This is a genomic window from Halobaculum gomorrense, from assembly GCF_900129775.1.
Classification (GTDB): domain Archaea; phylum Halobacteriota; class Halobacteria; order Halobacteriales; family Haloferacaceae; genus Halobaculum; species Halobaculum gomorrense.
Map to the genome: position 1 here is coordinate 107,732 of NZ_FQWV01000004.1, position 26,299 is coordinate 134,030.

The window sequence follows — 26,299 nt, forward strand, 5'->3', positions numbered from 1 at the left end:
CGCCAGCGACGGTGACGACCTGTGAGCCTCTACCGATCCGAGCTCCCGTTCCCGTCGGTTTGGACAAAGGTTTTAGCTGCCCGACGCATCCTCACGCGTATGCTGGAGGACGCACCGCTGTCACTCGACGGCGGTGGCGGAGGCGAGAGTCTCCTCATCGCCGGTCCGCCCATGACTGGCAAGTACGCGCTCATGCTCCGTCTGCTGGCGGAGGCTGGCGAGCGCGGCGTCCTCATCACCACCGGCGACCCTGCCGAGCAGGTGCGCGCGGACTACGCCGACGCGGCCGGCGTCGCCCCGGAGTCCGTGGGAGTCGTCGACTGCGTCTCCAAGCAGCGGGGCGGCGATCTCCTCGACGACGAACTCGTCAGGTATGCCTCCTCACCGAAGAACATCACCGACATCGGGATGAAGTTCACCGACTTGTACGAGGCGTTCCGCGACACGGACGCAACCGTCGCCGTCGGCATCAACTCGCTGTCGGAGCTGCTGATGTACCTCGACCCCCAAGATGTCTACCAGTTCGTGCGGGTGCTCACCCGGCAGGCGCAAAGTGAGGGATGGACGACGATCGCCGTGATCAACTCCACCATGCACGACGAGCAGACGCTCCACACGATGTACGAGCCGTTCGACACCGTAGTCAACACCCGCGAGGAGGACGGCGCCCGCGAGCTCCGCGTCCGCAACCGCACGCAGGCGGCGACGGCGTGGACGACGTTCTGACCGAGGCAGTTCGGGGACTACCGCAGTTTCTCTGCGCAGTACCTACGACACCGTCGCCTGATACGTTATCTCTCACCCGCTTCGATGTCGATTTCGACGGCACTCGTCGGAGGGCTGAGTCCGATCTCTACACGCTCACCACCCACAACGTTGAATACGGCGGCGTACGCGACGCCGCGTCATCGATCGAGCCCCAGGTGTTCGCCCGTGTCGGAGCCCATCTCGAGCTGCTCCGACAGTTGCGTGTTCCCAGTCTGTGTGTTCGTCACCGTGACCGCAAGTTGCTGTGAGCGCTCCGTTCGATCGAATATCGAGATGGAAATCGGCTTCGCGCCGAGTCCGAGACAGCCAGCAGCGAGGACACACCCACGGAGTCCACCGACGATCAGTTCCCTGCACTCCACTACGACTCACCCCCGGCGTTGGCTGTCTTCACGGGTCGCTCCGCCGACAGGCCAATAAAAAGCCAGGCTGTGCTCCGACGAGTGGGGCGACCAGAGTTTCGGAGTTTGGATTTTGATGCGTGCCTTATTTTCACGTGGTCTGTGAATGGATAGTTTTTCGTCCGGCGATTAGGCTGCAGTCGCGGAGTATGTCGCTCAGAAAAGTTTTCTGAGTGATAAAATTACGGAACCGCAAGACAGCTCCTGTTTCACAGGTCCTTCATATGAACAGAAGGCACACATCAAAGCCATCCTCCGAGGTTGTGGGGCGACGGCTCCATCAATTCCATATCGCGTTATTCGATTTACAGCGACCGACCGTCGGGCTTACACCTCCGCCCGCTAATCGTCCGATAATGGCCGAGTTCGACCCCGAGCAGTTCGAAGACAAGTACGCGAACTACTTCCCGGAGCTTCAGCGGGCGTACAAGAACGCGTTCGAGACGATGAACGACCAGTTCGACTCGGAGCTGATACACGGCATCGACCAGCAGATCCTCAACGAGTCCGAACCGTTCTACGACGAGGAGTCGGAGACGTTCCGCGTCGAGCTCCCCGAGAACCCCACAGATCGACTGACCGCCATCGCCGTCGACGACGACAAGCTCGCGCAGACGCTCGACCGCTACGTGACCGAGATCGAGTCGGAGCTGTACCGGGTGTTCGACGTTGAACCGCCCGCTGTCGACTGAATCGGCACACTGTACCCCCGCGAGCACAAGGTTGAAACCCTCGTGCCGCCAACCAACACGTAATGAGCGCCGACTCTCAGGACGACGGCGGCGAGGACGAACTGCGCGAGCGCGTGACGAACTTCCTGCGCCGCAACTTCCCGCAGATCCAGATGCACGGCGGCAGCGCGGCCATCCAGCACCTTGACCGCGAGACGGGCGAGGTCCACATCTCGCTGGGCGGCGCCTGCTCCGGGTGCGGCATCTCGCCGATGACGATCCAGGCGATCAAATCGCGTATGACCAAGGAGATACCCGAGATCAACGAGGTCGTCGCCGACACCGGCATGGGATCGGGCGCCGACGGCGACCTCGGCGGTATGGGTAGCTCCGACGCCGGGATGTCCCCTTCGTTCCCCGGTGATTCCTCGGACGGCGAGGAAGACGAAGGGCCGCAGGCGCCGTTCTGAGCCCAACCTCGGAGGATGGTTTTGATGTGTGCCTTCTGTTCATGTGTTAAATCTGTGAAACAGGAGCAGTCTTGTGGTTCGACATTTCTATCACTCAGAAAACGTTTCTAAACGACATACTCCGTGACTTGACCCTAATCGACAGATGAAAGCCTATCTATCTGATGACAGTGTGAAAATAAGCCACGCATCAGATCCCATCCTCCGAAACTCTGTCTGAGCGACGACCCACGTTCGTTCTCGCGGTCGGTTTCCGTTCGCGTCTCCCGGAGCGACCGCGCTGCCGAGGAGCGGTACCGCTTCGATTCTCTTCGCTGTTTCTCCGTATTTCGATTCGAGAGGGCTGTCTCGCCACGATCCATACTGTCCACCGGCATGCGTTCGATCCCATCTATACACCGAATAACGCGATATCGAATGGCCGGATCGACCCTGTACGCACCGTCGTCTCTCGCTGAAGAGACCAGAAGAGGGATTACCGGCGAGGGGAATCCGGAGGACATGAGCGACGACTCGCCCGAGAACGTGCTGTTCGTCGTGCTCGACACGGTTCGGAAGGATCGGCTCGGGCCGTACGGCTACGACGGGGGGACGACGCCGGGGCTGGACGCGTTCAGCGAGGAGGCGACGGTCTTCGAGAACGCCGTCGCGCCCGCGCCGTGGACGCTCCCCGTGCACGCGTCGCTGTTCACCGGGATGTACCCGCACCGCCACGGCGCCGACCAGGAGAACCCGTATCTGGAGGGAGCGACGACGCTGGCGGAGACGCTCTCGGCGGCGGGCTATCGGACGGCCTGCTACTCCTCGAACGCCTGGATCACGCCCTATACCCATCTCACGGACGGCTTCGACGACCAGGACAACTTCTTCGAGGTGATGCCCGGCGACTTCCTCTCGGGGCCGCTCGCGCGCGCCTGGAAGGCGATGAACGACAACGACGGGCTCCGGACGGTCGCGGACAAACTCGTCTCGCTGGGCAACGTCGCCCACGAGTACCTCGCCAGCGGCGAGGGCGCCGACTCGAAGACGCCGGCGGTGATCGACCGCACGAAGTCGTTCGTCGACGACGCGGACGCCGACGGCGACGACTGGTTCGCGTTCATCAACCTGATGGACGCACACCTGCCGTATCACCCGCCTCAGGAGTACGTCGACGAGTACGCGCCGGGCGTCGACTCGACCGCGGTGTGCCAGAACTCCAAGGAGTACAACGCGGGCGCTCGCGACATCGACAGCGAGGAGTGGGAGGCCATTCGCGGGCTCTACGACGCGGAGATCGCCCACATCGACGACCAGCTCACCCGGCTGTTCGAGTGGCTCAAGGAGACCGATCGCTGGGAGGACACCGCTGTCGTCGTCTGCGCCGACCACGGCGAACTCCACGGCGAACACGACCTCTACGGCCACGAGTTTTGCCTGTACGACCAGTTGATCAACGTCCCGCTCATGGTCAAACATCCCGACCTGAACGGGGGCCGCCGCGAGGACACCGTCGAACTGCTCGACACCTACCACACGGTCCTCGACACGCTCGGGGTCGAGGGCGGCGTCCCCGCCGCCGCCGCCGACGAGGAGGCCGTCGCGCTCGACCGCACCAGATCGCTGTTGTCGGCCGACTACCGCGAGTTCGCGGGCGTCGACGATGCCGACCGCGACCCCGGCCAGCGCGCCTCACCCGACGGCGACTTCGGCTTCGTGGAGTACTCGCGCCCCGTCGTGGAGCTGAAACAGTTGGAGGAGAAGGCGTCGAGCGCGGGGATCGAACTCCCCGATGACTCCCGGTTCTACTCGCGGATGCGCGCGGCCCGCTCGACGGACGCGAAGTACGTCCGTATCGACCGGATCCCGGACGAGGCGTTCCGGATCGACGAGGACCCCGCCGAGGAGCGGAACGTCGCCGGCGCCGCAGGCAGCGACGAGGACGACGACCGCATCGCCGAAGCCGAGTCCCGGCTCGGCGAGTTCGAGACCGCCGCCGGCGGCGCGTGGACCGACGCCGCCGACGGCGCGGTGACGGACGACTCGCTCGACAAGATGGACGACGAGGCGACCGAGCGACTCCGCGATCTGGGATACGTCGAGTAAGCTCCGATTCCTACTCCCGTCTGTTGGATATTCGAACGAACACGCTTTCTGAAAAACCGTTAGCAGAGTCGACGAATCGGCGCATCGTCACCGGACTCCAAGCTCCCCGTTTCACCCCCCGTTGTGATCCCGCTCCCATGTCCGCAGCAGATCCGCCATCGTCCGGTTCGTCGGAGTGTCGACGCCGCGGTCGCGGCCACGGTCGACGACGGCGCCGGTGATCGCGTCGACCTCGGTCCGGCTCCCCGACTCCACGTCCCGACGCATCGACGAGCGGTTGGCCGCGGTCTCCGCGACGACGGTGTCGACGGCGTCGACGGCCTCCTCGTCGCTGAGGGCGACGCCCTCGACGCGGGCCACGCGGGCCGCCTCACGGGCGGCGCGGTGGGCGACCGCGCGACCCGGCTCGTCTGCGAGCGCGCCGTTGGGCACGCGCGCCAGCGCGGTCACGGCGTTGATACCGGCGTTGACGGCGAGCTTCTCCCAGCGTCGGCGGGACATCCGGGGGTCCGCTTCGCATGCGAGTCCGCACTCGCGAAACGCAGCGGCGACGCGCTCGGCCCGGTCGCTCGCGGCGTCGCCGTCCTCCGCGAGGCGGGCGTCCGCGAACTCGCCGACGTGGATCCGCCCGACGCCCGTGCAGCGGACCTCGCCCGGGCCGACGAGTTCGGCCCCGTAGGTGGCCGATCCCGCGATCACGCGGTCGCCGAGGCGCTCCGCGAGCGTCTCCTCCGTGAGGCCGTTCGAGAGCGCACAGACGAGCGCGGGGTCGCCGGTCGCGAGGGATTCGGCGGCGGTCGCCGTGTCGTACGCCTTCACCGTCACGAGCGCGAGGTCGCAGGTCAGATCCGCGGACGTGGGATCGGTCGTCGCCCGCGGTCGGGTGTGCGCGTCGAGGTCGCCGACGACGCGCAGCCCCTGTCCCGCAATCCGTCGGGCGTGCGGGTCGCGTGCGACGAGCGTGACCTGGTGCTCGCGGGCGAGCATCCCGCCGACCAGACTCCCGAGCGCGCCAGCGCCGAACACGACGATCTCCATGCCTGCGGGTGCGCGGGAGACGAAAAGAGCGGTTCGGTCGCGGCCTCGGTCGATATCCGTCGAGTCGTGGGTCTCCGGTCAGTCTTCGATCCAGTAGTAAATCTGTTCACGCGCTGCGTCGCAGTTCGGGCACGCCTCCGGCATGCCGTCGCTGAGGTCACCCATCTCGCCGCAGTCGGAACAGCGCCACATCAACTCGCCTTCGCCGAACTCGTGGCCCGTCCGCTCGTGTTCGATAGACAGCGAGACGATTCCCTCGCGCGTGCTCACGTAGAAGCCGCCCTCGTCGAACCCGCGAACTGTGCCCAGTTCCCTCCCCGACTCGGTGTACACGCGCTGGCCGACGCCGATCGCTGGTCGCTCATCGCTCATAAGTGACAGTTTCGCTGCGAGCACGATAAACTCGGCGGGCGGTCGCTGGAACGGCGGCGATCGCTGAGTGGCGCTGCCTCCCGGGTGGAGTCAGTCCTCGGCCCAGTAGTACAGTTCCTCTCGCGAGGCGGCGCAGTCCGGGCAGCTCTCGGGGAGGTCGCCTTCGATCTGGCCCATCGCTCCGCACTCCCAACAGCGCCACATCACGTACGCCTTGCCGAAGATGTCGCGGGCCTCATCGAGCGTCACTGCCCCGGTCTCCTCGCCGGCGAGGACGTAGAAGCCGGCGTCGTCGACGCCGCGAACAGTCCCGAGTTCGTTGCCGTCGGCGTCGTACACGGACTGTCCGGCCGAGATGTCCGCCAACTCCACCCCTTCGCGTTGTTCGGTGGCCATGGAGGCTGTACGTCTCTCATCGTGTTAACCTATCCCGCGAATCGGCGATCCGTCGCGTTCCGATCGCGTTCCGAATCGCTCTCGAATGCGACCCACGTGGCGATCAGATCGATACTCGCTGACGATTCTCCCAAGCGTTCGGTCGACTGCCGACGGTCACATGAAGTCCGCAATCGATCCCTGTTTGTTTTTGTCGTTCTCGAACACCGACTCCAGCGAGCGTTCGAGAATCTCCAGCCGCTGGATAGTGTACTCGCGGCAGCCGAACTCCTTGGCGACCTCCAGCGCGACGTCCATGTACTTGTTCACGGAGCCGCGGTGGACGGTGAGGGTCATGTCGCCGCCGCACTCGCGGCAGTCGCCCGTGAGGGGCATCCGACGGTACTTCTCGCCGCAGTCGAGACACCGCGTCTCCTGTCTGGAGAACGCCCGGAGATTCCCGATCAGGTCCGGCAGGAAGTGGTACTCGATGACCCGCTCGGCCACGTCCGTCTCGTCGACGGCGCGGAGCTTCCGCGCGAGCGCCAACTGCGCGTCCATCTTGTCCATCATCGACCCGAGCGTCTTGTACGCCGAGAGGTCGGGGCCGAGCGCGATGTCGGTCGTGTCGTGGGTGTGGTCGAAGCCGCGGTACTCGTCGTCGGTGCCGAGGGTGTCCTCACCGATCTGGATCAGGTCCTCCACCTCGCCGGGGTCGGCCATGTCGAGGGTGGCCTCGTAAAACTCGCGGGGGTACTGCCGGACGATGTCCATGTTGTGCGCCTCGTCGTCGATTTCGGAGGGGTCGATGCGCGAGGACATGACGAGCGGGGCGTCCATGGAGTTGTGGGCGTACAGCCAGTTCGCGGTGAAGACGGGTTCGCCCCCGACCTGTAGATCATAGAGGAACCCGTCGTAATCGACGCGCTCGACGTTCTGCACCCGGAGGTACGAGAGGTCCCCGTCGACGATCGGGCGGACCTCGTCGAGTTTGGAAGCCGCAGCCTGGGGGAGTTCCCGCTCGTCGAGCGCGCTAACGATGTCGCGGAGTTTCTCCAGCGAGATGTGTTCGCGCCGCTTCAAATACTCCGGCACGAGACGCTTCACGCCGGGAATGTCCATCTCCCGAATTCGCATCAACGCGTCCGGGACCGACACGACGAGGCTCTTCGGTTGGTACGGCTCGTTCCCGTCGAGGAGACGACCGAGGGGGTTGTCGGACGCTCCACCTGAGACAGTGACCGTGAAAATCGGCTGGCGCGATTCGTCACGCTCGCGTCGGGAGACGTTCGCGACGAGTCCGAACCGGTGGAGCAGGAACACGACGCCGTCCTTCACGTCCTCGCTGGTCGTGTGGAACGCGATCGTTGTGTGGTTGTCGTCACTCGTTTCGCTTCCGTCGCCGGCGATGAACCCCCGGAGGAAGGCGAGTGCGATGTCGTCAGGGGCGCGGAGTATACACTTCGGGACGATCTTCTCGCTCGACGTGCATTCGTCCCTGTCCTCGAAGCCGAGTTCGTAGAGGATCTCGCGGACGACCGCGGGGAACGCTGCTTCATACGCCTTGTTCGACCATCTCACCGCGGGGTCGCATCCGAGCGACGCGTTCGCAGCCTCGACGACTCGATCGATTAGTTCGTCGTCTGCGTTGTGGATCGTCGGTCGGACCCCGGAGAGCGATCCTTCGGCGACGAACATCCCGAGCAACCACGCGAACTCCTCGTCCACGTCGACGGACCGATCGATCCCGTCCGAAGACCCCCTCAGTCCGACACTGACCGCCTCCGGAGGATCGGTGTCCGACCGTTCACCGATCGTCTTCAACGTCTCGGCGGACAGCTTCCGTTTCGAGAGCCGGTAGGAGAGTCCTCCATCGAATGCGACGCGTGTCTCGTCACCTCGGCGAGATCCCTCCCATACGTCGGTCAAGTACGCCTCAACTTCCTCATCGACGAACACGTACGGATCCTCGACGGCATCGATCGCGTCGATCGTCGTCGACTCCGGTTCGATATCCAGCCGTTGGGGAGCAACGACGAGATCGCCCTCCCTCAGATCGCCACCCGCCACCTCCTCGATCCCGTCATCGTATCGGAACAGACTGTGGTGTTCTGTGAGTTCGAGCGAGCGGCCGAACTGCGTCTCGATGCGAACGAGCGACTCATCCTCGTCGGCCCGGTACCGGATCGCCTTTTCGATGGGTTTCAGCGACGCCTCGTGATTCTCGTCGAACGCGTACGTCTTCCATCCCTCCCACCGGCACGTGCGCTTCCGGAACTTCCCATCGACCTCGATTGGGCTCTCCAGTTCCTCCCAGAACTCTCCAAAGGTAGTGAACCGAACCTCTCTATCGGGACCGACCGCGACGAGCCGCGAGTCCTCGGTTACGCTCCCGCCGCGCTGGTCCGGGAGGAACGACTTGCTGAAATTTAGCAGGCCGTCCATGAGGAGCATGACGCAGTCTTCGTCGCCGTCGCATTGCGCTGAGTGAATCCCGTTTGCAACGAGCGTGTGCGTTTCCTCGACCGTGAGACAGTACGTGTGACTCGTGTCGCTCTCGGCGTAGTCGACCGACGTGATCTCATCAACGCTTCGGCCGCCGTCGGCACGGGCCACCGGGGGACCCTCTCGAGAGGCGACGCGGTCGTCGGGCGTCGTGGCCGGGATCGAGAGTTCGTCTCCGACCGTCAACTCGGTCGCCTCTATCGTTTCGATCCCGTCGTCCCATCGGCAGAGCCGGTGATCCGGCGTCACCGTGATCTCTCGCCCGCTCCGCGTCTCCACGCGAACCATGTGATCCGGCGCGATGTGCTTCGAAACCGCCTCGACCGGCTTCAGCACCTCCTCGCCGTCCTCGGTCACCGAGGGAACGAACACGTCGCCGTCCAGTTCCGACACGAGCGTCCCGAAGTCGTCCTCGCTCGGATCGTCCAACCGCTCCTCGACGAACTCGTCGATCCGTCCGTGGTGCCACTCGTCGGTCTCGTCGTGATACCAGAGCTTCGTCTCCGGGTGGAAACAGTTCCGCCTCTTTGCCGCGTGGAAGTACGGGTGCGCGTACCCGACGGCCGCGCTCGTGAAGCCGACCACTCTCCCCACGACCGCGGCGCTGGTGTGGGGGGCCATCCCGAACACGAGTTCGCCCACGAGGTCGTCGCGCTCGTTCACCTCGTAGAACGGCTCCAGATCGTAGAAGTCCGTGAGCAGTTCGTCGACGAAGTCGGCCGTCTTCATCATGTGTTCGGCCGCGCCGTCCGAGAGGACGATGTCCTGCACTTTCAGCTCGATGAGCTGGTCGTCGTGGACGAGCGGTTCGCCGTCGATGTCGGTCTCGTAGCCCAGCTCCCGGAAGTGGTCGGCGGTCACGTCGAGTTCCTGTGGCCGGACCGACGTGACGGGGAGGTCGGTCATGTCGTAGCGGACGGTACCGTCCTTGAACGACGTGACGCCGTGTTTCGCGCGGAAGACCCCCTTCTCGATCGGTTCGGGCGTCTTGTTCGATGAGGACAGACCCTTGACACCTTTTAGGATGTCGAAGCTCGCCTCGCGCTCGCCGGTCGCCTCCAGCGCCGACCAGTACTCGTCGTTGAGGTCGATCGTGTGCCAGTCGGGACTCTCGACATCGCGCTCGCAGCGCGGGCACTCGACGCGTCCGGACTCGTCGGGCTCACAGACGGTGCCGCACTCCTCGCACTCGTAGTACGGCTCCGTGTGGGCCGAGCACGCCGGACACTGCGGCTTGAACGTGTGCTCGCCGCACTCGGGGCACTCGCGCTCGCCGACGAGCACGTCGTAGACCCCCTTCCCTTTGTCCGTGCGGTTGCGGGCGGCCTCGCCCACGGATCGCTGGTTGCCGCCGAGTTCCGTGATCGGGAACAGCGTGTGGACCGCCGGCGAGAGGTCGCGGCTCTCGGATTTCTCCGGCCGGCCCATCCGGTTGCCGATCCGGGTGGGGGCGCGCTCGCGCACCTCGAAGCCGACCACCTCGTTGACCGCGCGGATCGCGTTCTCGCCGCCGTCCCACCCCTCGGCCTCCGCCGACAGGGCCGTCCGGTCCCACTCGCGGCGCAGGCCGTCGGTGACTCCCACCTGCCGGAGCAGCGGTCGGAAGTCGGGAATCCGTATCGCGTCCTCGGTCTGCGTGTGCTCCACGAGCAGCTTCTCCAGCGCACGGCGGACGGTGTCGGTGTGCTCGACGACGAGGAGGTCGCCGGTCACCTCGCCGTCGGCCGCGGCGTCCGCGAGCGCGTCGTACTCGTCGACCGAGATGTCGTGCCAGCAGTAGGTGTAGGCGGGGTGCAGGGGCGCGTCGTACTCGTCGACCCACGCGAGCGCCTGGCCTGCGTCGGGCTCGTCGAGATCGACCGTGAGGTCGTCCTCCAGCGCCTGGAGGTCTGCGCCCGCTGCCGCGAGATCCTGTTCCCACCACTCGCGGACGTACGAGGCGGGCGCGAGCGGGTGGTTGTTCTCGACGAACTCGCCGAAGTTGACGAGGTACTCGCCTAAGTCCAGCACCTCCTCGACACCGTTGCGGACCTCCTTCGCTTCCTTCGGATCGTCGATGCGGCGCACGTCACCGTTCGCCAGCCTGACGGTCGGTCCGTCGATCGAGTCGACGGGGACGACGCCGCCGGCCTTCCCGGGGCGTTCGGTCTTGATCTGGGTGCCGGTCGCGAGGAAGTCGTCGACGATGTGCATCGTCGCGGGGTGGACGCCGGCGGTGGCGAAGCCGTGGTTGCGCGCACGGCCGTAGCGCAGTCGGAAGCCCCCCGCCTCGGAGGGATGGCCGAAGACCGGACGTCCGGCGATGAGGTCGCGGAGGAACTTCTGAGAGGAGTCGGCCCGCGTCGGCTCAATCGGGGCGTCCGGGTCCCCCTCGGCCGATCCCGCCCCCTCGCTCTCCGCGCCGTCGTTCGTCTCGTCCTCGGTGCCGTCGCCGTCTCCGTCGTCGCCCGCGGCCTCCTCGCTGCCATCACCGTAGTACGTGCCGTCGATGAGGTCCTGAAGCCAGGGCCAGTCGACCTCGTCGAGCTGACGGGTGTACCGCTGGATCTTGGGGGCCTTGAGCGCGATCCCCTCTGCGAGCACGAGGCACATCCCGCCGCGGGCGTTGTTGGTGTCCACCCGCTCGAGATCGCGGAACCCGGAGACCTCCTCGTCGCCGGTGGCCTCCCCGTCGAGCATGATCGGCATGTGCTCGGCGATGAACTTCGTCTCCGTGTCCTTCGGCGTGTACTGGAGCCCTGTCTCCTTGTCGTAGAGGCCGACCTCCTCGGCGTAGCGTTCGACCTCGTCGTCGCGAGCGCGATACTCCTCGATGCCCAGCAGCGCGCGGGCGTAGTCGCCGACGAGCACCGACAGCGCCTGCGCCGTCCCGCCCGCAGAGCGGATCGGTCCGGCGTAGTAGACGTTGATGAACTCGGTGCCGTCGTCGTTCTCCAGGATCTCGACGCGGTCGATCCCCTCGATGGGGGCGGCGACGACCCCCTCCGTCAGCAGGGCGACCGCCGTCCGGACTGCGCCCTCGATCTTGCCCGCGCGGGAGTCGAAGTCGCCGACGGTGCCCTCCACGAAGTCGGTCACGAGCTCCAGCGCCGCCTCCTCGCGGGACATCTCCCCCTCCAGTTCGCGGACGCGCTCGGCGACGCCGGGGATCTCGAGGATGTTTTCGACGCGGTCGGCCATGTCGCGGGCGACCGGGATCTCGATCTCCGTCTCCGGGTCTTTCCCCTGTGCCTTCGCCGCCTCCGCGCGCTCGAACGCCTCGTCCAACCTGTCCTCGATCCGTGCGAAGTAGCGCTCGTCGTCCGGTCTCATTGCGTCGCCTCCGTCGTCGGGCCGCGGCGTCCGCTCCGCCGGCGCGGGTCTCCCCGCCGGGGCCGTCGCTCCCACCGACCCTGCTCGGGTTGCAGTCGTATCGTTGGTACCGACCCCGGAGCCGCGTTCACGGCGGCGACGAACGCGCCGCCTCGGCTCGCGTGTCGGGGTCGTCGGTGCACGTCACCTCCCTGTGCGCGGGAGGGTGATAAGCGGTTCGCGTCTCCTGCGACCACGGGTTCGCTCGTGGCCACGTCGGTCGGCCCGGCCGGCCCTACAGCCAGAGGTCGAGGTCCGTGACCTCGTCGTGCTCGCGCTCCAGCGGCTCCTCGAACGCGCGGAGGTACACCTCTCCCGCGAACACCGTTGCGGCGTTCAGGTGCCCCGCGAGCGCCTGCCCGCTGCGCCGCGAGAGCACGGCGTGGGTGTGGGCGAAGCGCTCGCCGTCCAGTCGCGCGACGTTGCCGACGCAGGCGGCGACCTCCAGCGGTTCGTCGAACGCGACCGACCGGTACTCCTGGTCGTCCTGATCGTAGAACCACACCTCGGCGTCCTGCACGGCGCCCATGGCGTTGAACCACGCCGCGTCCGCCTCGACCTTGTCGGCGAGCGACTCGATCTCCTCGCGCCAGTCGGCGCCGTTGTCCAGGCTTGCCACGTACTCGCCGGCGACCTCGACCGCTCGGTAGTTCATACTTCACGCGTCGGCCGACCGGGAGTAAAACGTTGCCGCCGCGACCGAACCTTCATATACGAAGCCGGGACCAGCGCCACCGATGCGACGCTGAGAACTGCCGCCGACGGCGAGACGGGTGCGCGGTCCGACCGTCGGCGCGGACGTGGTCCGACCGATCGCGGTGTCGATCGGGGCACACAGGCCGCCTGTCAGCCCTCTCCGATCCGTAGCTACCGCGTCGCCGCGTCGATCGCGCGGTCGAGGTCGGCGACGATGTCCTCGGGGTTCTCGACGCCGACCGACAGGCGGATCATGTCGCCGGTGACGCCGGCGGCCAGTTGCTCCTCCTCGGTGAGCTGCTGGTGGGTCGTGCTCGCTGGGTGGATGACGAGCGTCTTCGCGTCGCCGACGTTCGCCACCAGCGACGCCAGTTCGGTTCCCTCGACCGTGTCGCGTGCGGCCTCGTAGCCGCCGTCGAGCCCGAACGCGATCATCCCGCCGTAGCCGCCGTCGAGGTACTCCGACGCCTCGGCGTGCGTCTCGTGGTCCGGGAGCCCCGGGTACGTCACCCAGTCGACGGCGGGGTGGTCAGCGAGGTGCTCGGCGACGTGCTGGGCGTTCGTGCAGTGGCGCTCCATTCGCATCGGGAGCGACTCCAGCTTCTGCATCGTCGCCCACGCGTCGAACGGCGACTGGGCGCTGCCGAGGTCGCGCTGCCCGCGCGCGATGGCGGCGTAGGTGAGTGCCGCCTCGCCGAAGCGCTCGGCGAAGTTGACGCCGTGGTACGCGGGGTTGTCGCCGCCGAGCTCCGGGAAGCGGTCGGCGTGCTCGCCCCACGGGAACGACCCGCCGTCGACGAGCACGCCGCCGATGGTCGAGCCGGAACCGTGGATCCACTTGGTCGTCGATTCCCACACCAGGTCCGCGCCGTGTTCGATCGGCCGGCAGAGGTACGGCGTGGCGAACGTGTTGTCGACGAACAGCGGGACGCCGTGCTCGTGGGCGATGTCGGCGATGCGCTGGATGTCTGGCGTGACGAGCGCCGGGTTCCCGATGGTCTCGAGGTGGACGAACGCGGTGTCTTCGTCGATGGCGTCGGCGTACCCCTCGTAGTCGAGGGTGTCGACGAACCGGGTCGAGACACCGCGTCGCTCGACGGTGTGGGTGAGGTAGGTGTAGGTGCCACCGTACAGCGACGACGAGGAGACGATGTTGTCGCCGGCCGACGCGAGCAGGAACGTCGCCAGGTCGAATGCTGCCATCCCGGAACTCGTCGGGACCGCACCGACGCCGCCCTCCAGCGACGCGAGGCGCTCGCCCAGGCGAGCGACCGTCGGATTGAGCAGTCGGCTGTAGATGTACCCTTCCTCCTCCAGCGCGAACAGCCGCGCGGCGTGGTCGGCGTCGTCGAACACGTAGGAGGTCGTCTGGTGGATCGGCGGCGCGCGCGCCCCGGTCGTCGGATCGGGGTCGGCGCCGTCGTGGACGCTGCGAGTCCAAAAGCCGTAGTCGGTATCGTCTTCTGCCATACTGTTTCCACCTACGGACACCGCTCTCTAAGCGCTGCCGCCGAGCGCTGAACTCGCCGCTGTCGACGACGCAGGACGACGCGTCGCGGTCGGCCGCCGCCGGGCTACCCGGGAAACAGGCTCGCGTGGACCGGCGCGCGGTCGGGGCCGCCGGAGTGGCCGCCCGAGCCGTCGCTCCCGTCGCTCTCTTCTCTTTCGTCGCGGACGGCGCGCCCGTCGACGCCGTCGGCGAGGAAGTCGCGCAACGGCGGGCCGACGGACTCGGGTTCGACGAGGAACGCGTCGTGTCCGTGGTCAGACTCGACGACGTGGTGCGCGGTCGGCACGTCCGCGTCGCGGGCTGCGGCCGCGAGCGCGCGGGACTGCTCGACGGTGAAGTGCCAGTCGCCGGTGAACGACAGTGCGAGCAGTTCCCCCTCGAACGCCGCAAGCGCCTCCGTATCGGAGCCGTAGCCCGCGGCGAGGTCGTACTCGTCCATCGCCCGCGTGAGATAGAGATAGCTGTTGGCGTCGAAGCGTGCGGTGAACGAGTCGGCGTTGTAATCGAGGTACGACTCGACCTCGCGGTACGGGAAGAACCGGTCCGTCGGGTCGGCGGGCGCGTCGCCGAAGGCGCCGCGGCCGGCCGCACGGCGGCCGAACTTCCGGCCCATCGACGCCTTCGAGAGGTACATCACGTGACCGATCCGGCGCGCCTGCGCCAGCCCGTCGTCCGGATTCGGTCGGTCGTCGCCGTAGTAGTCGCCGCCGTTCCAGTTCGGGTCCGTGGTGATCGCGCGGCGGGCGATGGCGTCGAGCGAGAGGCACTGCGTGTCGAGCCGCGCAGCCGTCGCGACGGCGGCCACGCGGCGCACGTCGTCTGGGTAGTGCTTCGCCCAGTCGACGGCGTTCATCCCGCCGACGCTCCCGCCGACGACGGCGTGGAGGCGGCCGACGCCGAGGCGGTCGAGGAGCCGTCGCTGCGCGCGGGTCCAGTCGCCGACCGTCACCGGCGGGAACTCTGTCCCCCACGGTTCGCCGTCCGGTCCCTCCGACGGCGGCCCCGAGGAGCCGTAACAGGAGCCGGGGACGTTGACGCAGACGACGTAGTACTCGGTCGTGTCGATCGCCTTGCCGGGGCCGACCACGTCGTCCCACCACGCGCGGGCCTGGCCGGCGGTCTGCACGCCTGTCCCCACGTCCGCGTCTGCGTCCGCGTCGGCCGCCTCGGCGCCGCCGTCAGGACCGTCGGTGACGGGCTCGTGGTCCTCGCTGCGGGGCGCGTTCGAGACGTGCTGGCTCCCGGTGAGCGCGTGACAGACGAGGACCGCGTTGTCCCCGTCGAACTCGCCGTACGTCTCGTAGGCGAGCCGGAGGTCGTCGATCGACTCGCCGCACTCGAACCGGAACTCGCCGACGGACTCGACGGCCGTCATCGCGTCGCCTCCGCGATGGCCCGATCGAGGTCCGCGACGATGTCTCCGGGGTCCTCGATCCCGACGGAGAGCCGGAGGAGGTCGGGACTCACGCCCGCGGCCGCCTGCTCCGCCTCGGACAACTGCGCGTGGGTCGTGCTCGCCGGATGGATGATCAGCGAGCGGGCGTCGCCGATGTTCGCGAGGAACGACACCAGCTCCACTTCCTCGCAGACGCGCTTGCCGGCGGCGAAGCCTTCGTCCAGCCCGAACACGACCATGCCGCCGAACCCGTCGAGGTACTCGGCGGCGGCGTCGTGCGTCGGGTGGTCCTCGAAGCCGGGGTAGGTGACCCACGCCACCTCGGGATGATCGCGGAGGTGTTCGGCGACGACGCGCGCGTTCTCGCAGTGCTTCTCCATGCGGATCGGGAGCGTCGAGAGCCCTTGGAGCGTCTGCCACGCGTCGAAGGGGGACTGCGGGTTCCCGAGCGTGCGCACGCCGCGGTGGCGCGCGACCTGTGCGAACGCCCGCTCGCCGAACCGCTCGGAGAAGTCGATGCCGAAGGCGGGGTTCTCCCCCGACAGCTCGGGGTAGTCGGCGTCCGGGTGGTCCCACGGGAAGGTGCCGCCGTCGACGAGGACGCCGCCGACGGTCGTGCCCGCACCGTGGATCCACTTCGTCGTCGAGTTCCACACGATGTCGGCGCCGTGGTCGATCGGGTTGCACAGCGCCGGCGTGGCGAACGTGTTGTCGACGACGAGCGGGACCGCGCGGTCGTGCGCGATCTCGGCGATCCGCCCGAAGTCGGGCGTGACGAGCGAGGGGTTCGCGACCGTCTCGACGTGGACGAACGCCGTGTCCTCGTCGACGGCGTCCTCGTACGCCGCGTAGTCGGTCGTGTCGACGGTTCGCACCTCGACGCCGCGCCGCGAGCCCATGTGCGCGAGGTAGGCGCTCGTGCCGCCGTACATGTCGGCGCTGGCGACGACGTTGTCGCCGGTGCGCGCGAGCAGGCTCGTCGCGGTGTCGAGGGCGGCCATCCCAGAGGCGGTGGCGACGGCGTCGACGCCGGCCTCCAGGTCCGCGAGTCGCTCCTCCAGCACCCGCGTCGTCGGATTGGAGATGCGCGTGTACACGTCGCCCTCGCGGTCGAGGGCGTACAGATCGGCAGCGGTGTCGGCGTCGGGGAACGCGTAGGAGGTCGTCTGGTAGATGGGCGGCGCTCGCGCGCCGGTCGCCGAGTCGCCCGTCCAGCCGGTGTGGAGCGCTCGCGTCCGTGCGCCCCACTCGCCCGCCGGCGCGTCGGCGTCGTCGGTCATGTACTACGGGCATATCCACACAAACGGATATGCACGCGAGTTACGGCAACGTCTGCCGGCTGCCGCACGAACTCCCAAAGTCTAAAGCGGAGACCGGCGGAAGCGGGCGGTATATGGCCGCCATCGAGTTGGACGGCGTCACGAAGCGATACGGCGACGTAACGGCCGTCCGCGACCTCAACCTCGCGGTCGAGGAGGGCGAGGTGTTCGGCTTCCTCGGCCCGAACGGGGCGGGGAAGTCGACGACGATCAACATGCTGCTCGACTTCGTGCGTCCCACGAGCGGCACCGTCCGGGTGCTCTCGCGGGACGCGCAGGCGGAGTCGGTCGCGGTCCGCCGCCGGACGGGGGTCCTCCCCGAGGGGTACGACGTGTACGAGCGGCTCAGCGGCCGCAAACACATCGAGTTCGCGATGCGCTCGAAGGAAGTCGACGGCGACGCAGAGGCGATGCTGGAGCGCGTGGGCATCGCCGACGCCGCCGACCGCCGCGCGGGCGGCTACTCCAAGGGGATGCGCCAGCGGCTCGTCCTCGGGATGGCGCTCGTCGGCGACCCGGACCTGCTCATCCTCGACGAACCCTCCTCCGGACTGGACCCCGCCGGCGCCAAGGAGATGCGCGAGATCGTCCGCAGCGAGGCCGACCGCGGCGCGACGGTGTTCTTCTCCAGTCACGTCCTCGGGCAGGTGGAGTCGGTGTGCGACCGCGTCGGCATCATGCGCGAGGGGGAACTCGTCGCCGAGGACTCCATTGAGGGCCTGCGCGAGGCCGTCGGCGGCGAGGAGCAACTCGTCGTCACCGTCGACGCTGCCAGCGAGGAGGATGTCGAGGCCGTCCGCGCGCTCGCGGGCGTCTCCTCGGCGGCGACCGACGGCGGCACCGTCACGGTGTCGTGCGAGAGCGACGCGAAGACGCAGGTGATCGGGGCGCTGGAAGACGCCGGGGTCACCGTGAAGGACTTCACCACCCAGGAGGCGAGCCTGGAGGATCTCTTCCTCACCTACGCGGAGGGCGCTGGCGCCGTCACCGGCACCGGCACCGGGGCAGGTGCGGGTCGCGGTGACGACAGCACCGCCGCCGCGGACACGGAGGTGCCCGAATGAGCTTCGGGAGACGGTCCTGCTCGCTCGCGTCGCTCACGGGTCGCTTCGCTCCCCGATCGTCACCGAGGTCTCACTCCGTTCGACCTCGTACCGCTCACTTCGCGGGCTGCGACTCCCGTGCTCACACTCACCGGGGGTGGTTCGCGTGAGCGTCGAGGCCGTCGCGCGAAAAGACTTCCAAGACGCCGTCCGTTCGCGGTGGCTGCTGGGGCTGACGGCGTTCTTCGTCCTGCTCGTCTCAGTCGTCGTGTACTTCGTGCGCCCGGGACCGGGACAGACGATCCCTACGAGCGCGCTGCTGGGTTCGTTCCTCGTCCGCGACGCGCTCGTCACGACGCTTATCCCGCTCATCGCGCTGGTCGTCTCGTACAACGCCGTCGTCGGCGAGCGCGAGACGGGGTCGCTGAAGCTGCTGCTGGCGCTGCCGCACTCCCGGTCGGACGTGGTGTTCGGAAAGGTCGCCGGCCGCGCGGGCGCCATCGCGGTGCCCGTCTCGGTGGGATTCCTACTCCCCGCGCTGGTGGCGGCGATCGGTCCCCTGTCGCTACAGATCGGGACGTTCCTCGGCTACATCCTGCTGACGCTGCTGCTGTCGTCGGCGTTCGTCGCCATCGCGGTCGGCTTCTCGGCGGCGGTGTCGTCGAACCGCCTCGCGATCGGCGGCGCGGTCGGGCTGTACTTCCTGTTCGTCCCGCTGTGGGGGGCGATCCAGTTCCCGCTGCGGCTGTACCTCGGCACCGGCGGCGCTCCGGGGTGGCTCCCGCTGTCGGGGACTGAGCTGCTGCGGCTGCTCCGGCTGCTCAACCCCACCGGCTCGTTCAAGATCGTCGCCGGCGAGTGGGTGAGCACGACGCTGTTCGCCGCCGGACAGGCGAGCGTCGAGGGCGGCGCCGGGCAGTACGCGACGGCCATGGAGATCGCGGCGTTCGCGATGCTCGCGGCGTGGCTGCTCGTGCCGCCGCTGCTCGGGCTGTGGCGGTTCGAGGGCGCCGATCTGTAAACTATCAATCACCTGTCTGCTCTCTCGATTTCTCCGTTTCGCCGGTTCCCGGCGGCATCGGGGTTTCTGGCTCGCCGACCGAGAAAGCCCCCTTTCATTTCCACCCACCACGACCGCACAGCGACCACAACCTCCCCAGCCGATTCACTCATTGCTCACTCCGTTCGCTCCTCGTTCATCCCTCGCGCGCGTCCGACGGGCACTACACGGGATCTCCGGTCCCGTGAGGTCACACTCGCTTCGCTCACGGCTCATCTCGTTCGCCGTTCGCTATCGCGGTCTCATAGAATGAGACCGCGCACCGCTCGCGTGACTGGAGGCCCGCCGCCGCGCGCCTCCGCCGTCCTCTACTCCTCCTCGTCCCCCGGCGGCCACCCGATCCCGTGTTCTGCGAGGAGGGCGGCGAACTCCTCCTCGTCCAGTTCGGGCACGTCGTTCGCATCGGCGTCCTCGCGCTTGCTCGTCCCCGGGTTCTCGCCGACGACGAGGTAGTCGGTGTTCCCCGAGACGGACCCCGTGGCGTTCGCCCCGTGAGCCTCCACGAGGTCTTGAGCGACGCTGCGGGCCGTCGAGAGCGACCCGGTGAACACGAACGTCACCCCCTCCAGCGCGTCGCCCGTCTCGGTGTCGTCGGGCTGCGGGTCCACGTAGTCGAGCAGGTCGTCGATGACGCGGGCGTTCTGCTCGGTCTCGAAGAAGTCGCGGACGGTTCGGGCGACCGTCTCGCCGATGTCGTCCACCTCCGCCAGCTCTGCCTCGCCGGCGGTTCGGACGGCCTCGAACGTGCCGAAGTGGCGCGCGAGGTTCCGCGCGGTCGCGGCGCCGACCTCGTGGATGCCGAGCGCCGCGAGGAAGTCGGCCAGTTCGGGCTCGGTGCTCGCCTCGACCTCGCGGATCAGGTTGTCCGCGCTCGTCTCGCCCCACCCCTCCAGATCCGCGAGGTCCTCGCGGCGGTCGGACAGGCGATAGAGATCGGGGAGCGTCTCGACGAGGCCGGCCTCCCGGAGTTGCTCGACGGACTCCTCGCCCAATCCCTCGATGTCGAGGCCTCCGCGGCTGGCGTAGTGGACGACCGCGCGTTCGGCCTGCGCGGGACACGCGAGCCCGTTCGGACAGAACGCGAGGGGGCCCTCGCGTTCGATCTCGCTGCTGCATACCGGGCACTCCGACGGGAACTCGTAGGGCCGGTCGCTGTGAGACTCCACGACCTCCGCGACCTGCGGGATCACGTCGCCGGCGCGCTTCACGCGCACCTCGTCGCCGACGTTCACCCCGAGCGAGTCGATCTCGTCGGGGTTGTGCAGCGTCGCCCGCGAGACGGTCACGCCGCCCACGTCGACCGGGTCGAGGAGGGCCACGGGCGTGAGCCGGCCGGTCCGACCCACCTGCACGACGATGTCCTCCACCGTGGTCACCTCGTGGCGCGCGGGGAACTTGTACGCGAACGCCCAGCGGACGCTGCGCGCCTTCGTCCCGAGCTCCTCGCGCTTCGCGCGGTCGTTCACCTTGATCACGGTGCCGTCGATCTCGTAGTTCAGGTCCTCTCGCTCGTCGAGCAGGCGGTCGCGGTAGTCGATGGCCGCCTCGATATCCTCGGCCCCCTCGGCCCGGTCGTTCACGTGCAGGCCGAACGAGCCGAGACCGTCGAGTTCCCCGATGTGGGTGTCGGGCTGGGACGCCGCGCGGCCGTCGTCGTCCACCGACCCGCCGGTGTCCCACCCGAGCACGTCGTAGAAGAAGCAGTCGAGCGGGCGCTCTGCGACCGCCTCCAGGTCGAGCTGCCGGAGCGTCCCCGCGGCCGCATTACGGGGATTAGCGAACGGCTCCTTCCCCCGCTCGATGCGCTCGCGATTGTGCGCCTGGAAGGCGTCGCGGGGGATGAACACCTCCCCGCGGACGGCGAGCGTCTCGGGCGGATCGCCCGCCAGCCGCTCGGGCACCGAGCGGATCGTCCGCACCTGCTCGGTCACGTCGTCGCCGACGCGGCCGTCGCCCCGCGTCGCCGCCTGCACGTACCGGCCGTTCTCGTACACCACCTCGACGGAGAGGCCGTCGAACTTCGGCTCGCAGGAGTAGGCCACGTCCTCGGCGTCGTCGAGTTCGCGCCGCACGCGCTCGTCGAACTCGCGCACGTCCTCGGCCTCGCCCGACTGGTCGATCGACAGCATCGGCGCGGCGTGTTCGACCTCGCCGAGTTCCTCCAGCGTGCCGCCGCCGACGCGCCGCGTCGGCGAGTCGCTCGCCTCGAGGTCGAATGCGTCCTCCAGTTCCTCCAGTCGCGCGAACAGCGCGTCGTACGTCCGGTCGGCGATCAGCGGGTCGTTGCGCGCGTAGTAGCGGTGATCGTGCTCGCGGATCGCGTCCCGGAGCAGGTCGGCCTCCGCGGCGGCGTCGCCGGCGTCGAGGTCCGCGACGGGCGCGAAGTCGGTGTCCGGCTCCGTCAGGTAGGGGTTGTCCGGGTCCGCGTAGCGGAGGTCGTCGGCGTCGACCTCGGCGGGCGTACTCATTGGCGGCGGTTGGGACGGCGGTCGCCTCAATCCATCGGACGGGACCGGGTCGGACGATCGGCGCCGTGACCGGCTCCCGGGGCGACTCGTGCCCGTCCGGTTATCACGACCAATATTTCTCTGCGTGCCTTTTTATCAGAACCATTCCTCTCGCTCCCCATGACTCACACTGGGGGCACCCGAGAGACCGGATCGGGCCCGAGAAGCGCGTTCCGTGCCAAGATCGACGAAATAATTAGATACACGCCGTCGGGAGACACGATCCCCGACGAGCAATGGCGCACGCGCCACCGCACCATCCTGATCGCGCTGGTCGCGCACGTCCCGTTCCTGACGGCGATGGGGTTGTACGAGGGCACCGAGTCGCTCGTCACCGGCGCGACGATCCCGGGGACGCCAACCTGGATGGTGGCCCTGCAGGTCGTGGTCCTCGGGGGGCTGGCGGCGCTGTCGAACTGGTCGCGATTCGACCGGCGGACCCAGACGGCGCTGTCGTCGCTCGGGCTGATGGCAAGTTCGGGCTTTCTCGTCCGGTTCTCCGGCGGGTACATCGAGGCGCACTTCCACTTCTTCGTCGTCATGGCGGTCGTCGCCCTGTACGAGGACTGGGTGCCGTTCGCGCTCGGGCTCGTGTACGTGTCGGGCAGTCACGTCGTGTTCTCGATGATCGACCCGACGACCGTCTACAACCACCAGGCGGCGATCCAGAACCCCTGGGTGTGGGCGGGGATCCACGCGGCGTTCATCCTCATGCTCGCGGCGGCGCTCATGCGCAACTGGTTCTCGATCGAGCGCTCGCGCGAGGAGGCGGCCGAGCGGATGGCCGCGGTCGAACGGCAGCAGTCGCAGGTCCGCGACGCCGAGGAGGCGATGGCCGAGGCGCGCGAGCGCCGCGAGGAGGTCGAGCGACTCAACGAGGTGCTCGAGGCGAAGGCCGACGCCTACAGCGCGACGATGGCGCGTGCGGCCGACGGCGAGTTGACCGTCCGCATCGACGACGACGCCGAGAGCGAGGCGATGGCCGAGATCGCCGCCGCGTTCAACGAAATGATGGACGACATCGAATCGGCCGTCCGCGAAATCAAGGCCGTCTCGCGGCGGGTCGGAGAGGCGAGCGAGGAGGCCTCGACCGGCGTCGTCGAGGCAACGCGCGCCAGCGACCGGATGAGCGAGTCGGTCGACGGCATCGCCGATGACGCGGCCGAACAGCGCGGCCTGCTGGAGGAGGTCGCCGGCGAGATGAACACGCTCTCGGCGACCATCGAGGAGGTGGCCTCCTCGGCGGAATCCGTGGCGGAGACCTCGCGGGAGACCGCCCGCGTTGCCGAATCCAGCGAGGACGCCGCCACCGACGCGATCGAGCACATGGACGAGGTCGAGGAGACGATCGACTCCACCGTCGAGAACGTCCAGTCGCTCGACGAGCAGATGAACGAGATCGGCGAGATCGTCGACCTCATCGGCGACATCGCGGACCAGACGAACCTGCTCGCGCTCAACGCCAGCATCGAGGCCGCCCGCGCGGGCCACGGCGGCGACAGCAACGGCTTCACCGTCGTCGCCGACGAGGTGAAACAGCTCGCCGAGGAGACGCGGGAGGCCGCCACCGAGATCGAGGCGCTCATCGAGCGGACGCAGTCGCGGACCGACGCGACGGTGAGCGAGGTCCGCGAGGCGGAGGCGTCCATCCGCGAGGGCGCGACGGCCGTCGAAGAGGTGTCCGACGCGCTGTCGACGGTCGCGGACAACACCGAGGAGACCAACCACGGAGTCCAGGAGATCAGCGACGCGACCGAAGACCAGGCCGCCAGCACCGAGGAGGCGGTCGCGATGATCGAACCGGTGACGGAGATCAGCCGACAGACGGCCGAGGACGCGGAGTCGACCGCCGAAACCGCCGGCGATCAGGCGGAGTCGATGGCGGCCGTCTCCGCCGAGACGGACGCGCTGTCGACGCAGGCGACGCACCTCCAAGACCTGCTTCGAGCGTTCGACGTGTCCGACGGCGACGAGGCGCCCGGAGATGGCGGGACCGACGCCGCCGGCTCCGCCGCCGCGGGCGGCGACTCGACCGCGGCCGTCGCGCTGGAGGACGGCGGCGTGACCCCGGAAGAGGAGCGTGAGGGGGCGGCGTTCGACTTCGGGTCGGCGACGACATCCGACACGGAGGAGCGGTCGGGCTCGGAGTCGGAGCGGTAGGCGCGCCCGTCGAGTCGGACGCCGTCCGCCGCTACTCCTCGTCGCCGTCCCCCGCGCCGCCGCCGACGAGGATCCCCTCGCTTTCGAACAGGTCGGCCAGCTCGAACATCGACTCGACGACCGCGTCGCAGGACGGCTCGACCGCCGGCTTCGGCTCGTAGCCGACCGCCAGGCCCGCCACCTCCAGCATCGGGAGGTCGTTCGCGCCGTCGCCGACGGCGACCGTTCTGGTCATCGGAACGCCCTGCTCGTCGGCGACGCGCGCCAGTTGCTCGTCTTTCGTTCCCTCGATGAGCGGTCCCTCCACCCCGCCGGTGAGGCGACCGCCCTCGACCGGGAGGCGGTTGGCGACGACCTCGTCCACCTCCGCGCCGGCCCGCTCCAGCGCGGCGGCGACGCCGCGCTCGAAGCCACCGGTGAAGATGGCGACGTAGTGGCCGCGCTCGCGCAGGCGTTCGATCACGTCGGCGGCCCCCTCGCGGAGTTCGACCCGATTCCACGCCCGCTGTGCTTCCGCTTCTTCCAGGTGCTCCAGCAGCCCGGCCCGCTCGCGCAGGCTCTCGGCGTAGCTGAGCTCGTCGTTCATCGCCCGCGCGGTGATGTCGGCCATCTCGTCGGCGACGCCACAGCGCTCGCCCAGCAGCACCGTCATCTCCGAGTCCGAGAGCGTCCCGTCGAAATCGAACGCCACGAGTCGAGTCATGCGCCCCCGTTGGCGCGCCCGGGGTTCAACTCCTGCGGTTCGCGCAGCCCCGCGGCGACCCGGCCCTCGGCCGAGTGACGCACGAATGTGGTTCTTCCAGTCGAAACGGAGGGGTTACATAACCACACGCGTGGATCGATCTGTCGGGCGAGTACGGCCGACGTGGAAAGTCTTTACCCCGCGCCGTTACTCCGGTCGCGCATGAAAGTACTCGTCACGGATCCCATCGCGGACGCGGGGCTGGAAACGCTCCGAGACGCCGGCCACGAGGTGCAGACGGCCTACGACATCGAGGGCGACGCGCTGTTGGACGCCGTCGCCGACGCGAACGCCCTGATCATCCGCTCCGGGACGGAGGTGACCGCCGAGGTGTTCGAGGCGGCGCCTGACCTCCGGATCGTCGGTCGGGCGGGCATCGGCGTCGACAACATCGACATCGAGGCGGCGACCGACCACGGCGTCGTCGTCGCGAACGCTCCCGAGGGGAACGTCCGCGCCGCCGCCGAGCACACCGTCGCGATGACGTTCGCGGTCGCGCGCGACATCCCGCAGGCTCACAGCCGCCTGAAAGACGGCGAGTGGGCGAAGGGGGACTACCTCGGGCGCGAGGTGAACAACAAAACGCTCGGCATCGTCGGTCTCGGACGCGTCGGCCAGGAGGTCGCCAAGCGGCTCGACTCGCTGGGGATGGACCTGGTCGTCTACGACCCGTACATCAACGAGGAGCGCGCTGCGCAGTTCGGCGCCGAGCTCGTCGACGACCTCGACGACTGCCTCGCACGCGCCGACTTCGTCACCATCCACACGCCCCTACTCCCCGAGACGGAGGGGATGATCGGCGCCGAGGAGCTGGAGACGATGGGCGACGCCTACCTGATCAACTGCGCGCGCGGCGGCATCGTCGACGAGCCCGCCCTCGCGGAGGCCGTCGAGCACGGCCCGGTCGCTGGCGCGGCGCTGGACGTGTTCGCCGAGGAGCCGCTCCCCGCGGACTCCCCGCTGCTCGACGTGGACGATGTCATCGTCACGCCGCACCTCGGCGCGAGCACGGAGGCCGCCCAGGAGAACGTCGCCGTCGACACCGCAAAGCAGGTCCTCGCGGCGTTCAACGACGAGCCGGTCGTAAACGCGCTCAACGCCCCCTCGGTCGACGAGTCGGCGTTCCCGCGCATCGAGCCGTACCTCGACGTGGCCGACACCGCCGGGAAGATCGCCGCCCAACTGCTGGGCGAGCGCATCTCCGGCGTCGAGGTCCACTACGAGGGCGACATCGCGAACGAGCAAGTCGACCTGGTCACCGCGAGCGCCCTGAAAGGCGTGTTCTCGCCGCTGGAGTACGAGGTGAACGCGGTTAACGCCCCGCAGCTCGCCGAGGACCGCGGCATCGAGGTGACCGAGAGCAAGACGCGGCAGGCCGAGGACTTCCAGAGCCTCGTCACGGTGACCGTCAAAGACGGCGATACGGAGCTGTCGGTCTGCGGCACCCTGTTCGCCGGCGACGATCCCCGGATCGTCCGCATCGACGGCTACCGGGTCGACGCGCGCCCGTACGGCCAGATGCTCGTCGCGCGCAACCGCGACGAGCCGGGCGTCATCGGCCTCATCGGCACCGTGCTCGGCGACGCCGGCGTCAACATCGCCGGGATGTTCAACGCCCGCGAGACGATCGGCGGCGAGGCGCTGACGGTGTACAACCTCGACGACCGGCTCCCCGACGACGCCGTCGAGCGACTCCTCGCCGACGACCGGATCATCTCCGTCGACCGGATCGTCCTCGACGGCGCCGACAGCAAGCGCTGAAACGCCCGACTGCGCCGACGGTTTTTTAGCTTCTCTGCCGCCGGTGGGTTCCGGTCCCAGCGCGCTCGC

The 26,299-nt window shown here is 68.3% G+C and carries 18 protein-coding genes; 8 read left to right on the forward strand and 10 right to left on the reverse strand.

Annotated features, from left to right (window positions below; genetic code table 11):
• The first annotated feature begins 99 nt into the window (after positions 1-99).
• The 4 genes from BUE16_RS08900 (at position 100) to BUE16_RS08920 (ending at position 4,395) form a co-directional block, all read left to right on the forward strand.
• Positions 100-726 carry an RAD55 family ATPase gene (locus BUE16_RS08900; protein ID WP_073308729.1) on the forward strand — a complete coding sequence of 209 codons (627 nt, stop codon included), beginning with the start codon at positions 100-102 and terminating at the stop codon, positions 724-726.
• A 799-nt stretch (positions 727-1,525) separates the two neighbouring features.
• Positions 1,526-1,861 (forward strand): DUF5783 family protein, encoded by a 336-nt coding sequence (locus tag BUE16_RS08910; RefSeq protein WP_073308733.1) that lies wholly within the window; start codon positions 1,526-1,528, stop codon positions 1,859-1,861.
• Positions 1,862-1,923: 62 nt separating this feature from the next.
• Positions 1,924-2,310, forward strand: a complete 387-nt coding sequence (locus BUE16_RS08915) for a NifU family protein (protein WP_073308735.1) — start codon at positions 1,924-1,926, stop codon at positions 2,308-2,310.
• A 501-nt stretch (positions 2,311-2,811) separates the two neighbouring features.
• Complete coding sequence (locus tag BUE16_RS08920) at positions 2,812-4,395, forward strand: sulfatase (RefSeq protein ID WP_073308737.1); 1,584 nt, start codon at positions 2,812-2,814, stop codon at positions 4,393-4,395.
• A gap of 111 nt (positions 4,396-4,506) precedes the next feature.
• Here the strand turns inward: BUE16_RS08920 and BUE16_RS08925 are convergent, their stop codons facing one another.
• The 8 genes from BUE16_RS08925 to BUE16_RS08960 form a co-directional block, all read right to left on the reverse strand.
• Positions 4,507-5,433 carry a ketopantoate reductase family protein gene (locus BUE16_RS08925; protein ID WP_073308738.1) on the reverse strand — a complete coding sequence of 309 codons (927 nt, stop codon included), beginning with the start codon at positions 5,431-5,433 and terminating at the stop codon, positions 4,507-4,509.
• A 78-nt stretch (positions 5,434-5,511) separates the two neighbouring features.
• Positions 5,512-5,805: a DUF7130 family rubredoxin-like protein gene (locus BUE16_RS08930; RefSeq protein ID WP_073308740.1), complete on the reverse strand. Its 294-nt coding sequence runs from the start codon at positions 5,803-5,805 to the stop codon at positions 5,512-5,514.
• A gap of 90 nt (positions 5,806-5,895) precedes the next feature.
• Entirely contained in the window at positions 5,896-6,201 is a 306-nt protein-coding gene (locus tag BUE16_RS08935; RefSeq protein ID WP_073308742.1) for a DUF7130 family rubredoxin-like protein, read from the reverse strand.
• 156 nt (positions 6,202-6,357) lie between these two features.
• The gene (gene polC / locus BUE16_RS08940; protein ID WP_073309081.1) at positions 6,358-11,997 is read right to left on the reverse strand and encodes a DNA polymerase II large subunit; all 5,640 of its coding nucleotides are present in this window, start codon (positions 11,995-11,997) and stop codon (positions 6,358-6,360) included.
• Between the two features lie 274 nt (positions 11,998-12,271).
• Positions 12,272-12,691: a PPC domain-containing DNA-binding protein gene (locus tag BUE16_RS08945; RefSeq protein ID WP_073308744.1), complete on the reverse strand. Its 420-nt coding sequence runs from the start codon at positions 12,689-12,691 to the stop codon at positions 12,272-12,274.
• A gap of 212 nt (positions 12,692-12,903) precedes the next feature.
• Positions 12,904-14,202: an O-acetylhomoserine aminocarboxypropyltransferase/cysteine synthase family protein gene (locus BUE16_RS08950; protein WP_073308749.1), complete on the reverse strand. Its 1,299-nt coding sequence runs from the start codon at positions 14,200-14,202 to the stop codon at positions 12,904-12,906.
• 104 nt (positions 14,203-14,306) lie between these two features.
• Positions 14,307-15,617, reverse strand: a complete 1,311-nt coding sequence (gene metX, locus BUE16_RS08955; protein WP_073308751.1) for a homoserine O-acetyltransferase MetX — start codon at positions 15,615-15,617, stop codon at positions 14,307-14,309.
• Complete coding sequence (locus tag BUE16_RS08960; RefSeq protein WP_073308753.1) at positions 15,614-16,918, reverse strand: O-acetylhomoserine aminocarboxypropyltransferase/cysteine synthase family protein; 1,305 nt, start codon at positions 16,916-16,918, stop codon at positions 15,614-15,616. The genes metX and BUE16_RS08960 overlap by 4 nt, the downstream gene beginning before the upstream one ends.
• A 113-nt stretch (positions 16,919-17,031) precedes the next feature.
• On the opposite strand from BUE16_RS08960, the gene BUE16_RS08965 reads away from it, so the two are divergent.
• Positions 17,032-18,021 carry an ABC transporter ATP-binding protein gene (locus BUE16_RS08965; protein ID WP_073308755.1) on the forward strand — a complete coding sequence of 330 codons (990 nt, stop codon included), beginning with the start codon at positions 17,032-17,034 and terminating at the stop codon, positions 18,019-18,021.
• Positions 18,022-18,166: 145 nt separating this feature from the next.
• The gene (locus BUE16_RS08970) at positions 18,167-19,021 is read left to right on the forward strand and encodes an ABC transporter permease (protein ID WP_073309083.1); all 855 of its coding nucleotides are present in this window, start codon (positions 18,167-18,169) and stop codon (positions 19,019-19,021) included.
• Between the two features lie 347 nt (positions 19,022-19,368).
• On the opposite strand, the gene ligA is transcribed toward BUE16_RS08970, so the two are convergent.
• Positions 19,369-21,528, reverse strand: coding sequence for an NAD-dependent DNA ligase LigA (ligA, locus tag BUE16_RS08975; protein ID WP_073308757.1), 2,160 nt, complete (start codon positions 21,526-21,528; stop codon positions 19,369-19,371).
• A 159-nt stretch (positions 21,529-21,687) separates the two neighbouring features.
• On the opposite strand from ligA, the gene BUE16_RS08980 reads away from it, so the two are divergent.
• Positions 21,688-23,727 carry a methyl-accepting chemotaxis protein gene (locus tag BUE16_RS08980; protein ID WP_073308760.1) on the forward strand — a complete coding sequence of 680 codons (2,040 nt, stop codon included), beginning with the start codon at positions 21,688-21,690 and terminating at the stop codon, positions 23,725-23,727.
• Positions 23,728-23,758: 31 nt separating this feature from the next.
• Here BUE16_RS08980 and serB read toward each other — a convergent pair whose 3' ends face one another.
• Positions 23,759-24,430, reverse strand: coding sequence for a phosphoserine phosphatase SerB (gene serB, locus BUE16_RS08985; protein ID WP_073308769.1), 672 nt, complete (start codon positions 24,428-24,430; stop codon positions 23,759-23,761).
• Between the two features lie 201 nt (positions 24,431-24,631).
• On the opposite strand from serB, the gene serA reads away from it, so the two are divergent.
• Entirely contained in the window at positions 24,632-26,230 is a 1,599-nt protein-coding gene (serA, locus tag BUE16_RS08990; RefSeq protein ID WP_073308771.1) for a phosphoglycerate dehydrogenase, read from the forward strand.
• Positions 26,231-26,299 lie beyond the last annotated feature (69 nt).

Coding starts and splice junctions, on each gene's coding strand:
- BUE16_RS08900 (WP_073308729.1), top strand. CDS start 100: ATGCTGGAGGACGCACCGCTGTCACTCGACGGCGGTGGCGGAGGCGAG.
- BUE16_RS08910 (WP_073308733.1), top strand. CDS start 1,526: ATGGCCGAGTTCGACCCCGAGCAGTTCGAAGACAAGTACGCGAACTAC.
- BUE16_RS08915 (WP_073308735.1), top strand. CDS start 1,924: ATGAGCGCCGACTCTCAGGACGACGGCGGCGAGGACGAACTGCGCGAG.
- BUE16_RS08920 (WP_073308737.1), top strand. CDS start 2,812: ATGAGCGACGACTCGCCCGAGAACGTGCTGTTCGTCGTGCTCGACACG.
- BUE16_RS08925 (WP_073308738.1), bottom strand. CDS start 5,433: ATGGAGATCGTCGTGTTCGGCGCTGGCGCGCTCGGGAGTCTGGTCGGC.
- BUE16_RS08930 (WP_073308740.1), bottom strand. CDS start 5,805: ATGAGCGATGAGCGACCAGCGATCGGCGTCGGCCAGCGCGTGTACACC.
- BUE16_RS08935 (WP_073308742.1), bottom strand. CDS start 6,201: ATGGCCACCGAACAACGCGAAGGGGTGGAGTTGGCGGACATCTCGGCC.
- polC (WP_073309081.1), bottom strand. CDS start 11,997: ATGAGACCGGACGACGAGCGCTACTTCGCACGGATCGAGGACAGGTTG.
- BUE16_RS08945 (WP_073308744.1), bottom strand. CDS start 12,691: ATGAACTACCGAGCGGTCGAGGTCGCCGGCGAGTACGTGGCAAGCCTG.
- BUE16_RS08950 (WP_073308749.1), bottom strand. CDS start 14,202: ATGGCAGAAGACGATACCGACTACGGCTTTTGGACTCGCAGCGTCCAC.
- metX (WP_073308751.1), bottom strand. CDS start 15,617: ATGACGGCCGTCGAGTCCGTCGGCGAGTTCCGGTTCGAGTGCGGCGAG.
- BUE16_RS08960 (WP_073308753.1), bottom strand. CDS start 16,918: ATGACCGACGACGCCGACGCGCCGGCGGGCGAGTGGGGCGCACGGACG.
- BUE16_RS08965 (WP_073308755.1), top strand. CDS start 17,032: ATGGCCGCCATCGAGTTGGACGGCGTCACGAAGCGATACGGCGACGTA.
- ligA (WP_073308757.1), bottom strand. CDS start 21,528: ATGAGTACGCCCGCCGAGGTCGACGCCGACGACCTCCGCTACGCGGAC.
- BUE16_RS08980 (WP_073308760.1), top strand. CDS start 21,688: ATGACTCACACTGGGGGCACCCGAGAGACCGGATCGGGCCCGAGAAGC.
- serB (WP_073308769.1), bottom strand. CDS start 24,430: ATGACTCGACTCGTGGCGTTCGATTTCGACGGGACGCTCTCGGACTCG.
- serA (WP_073308771.1), top strand. CDS start 24,632: ATGAAAGTACTCGTCACGGATCCCATCGCGGACGCGGGGCTGGAAACG.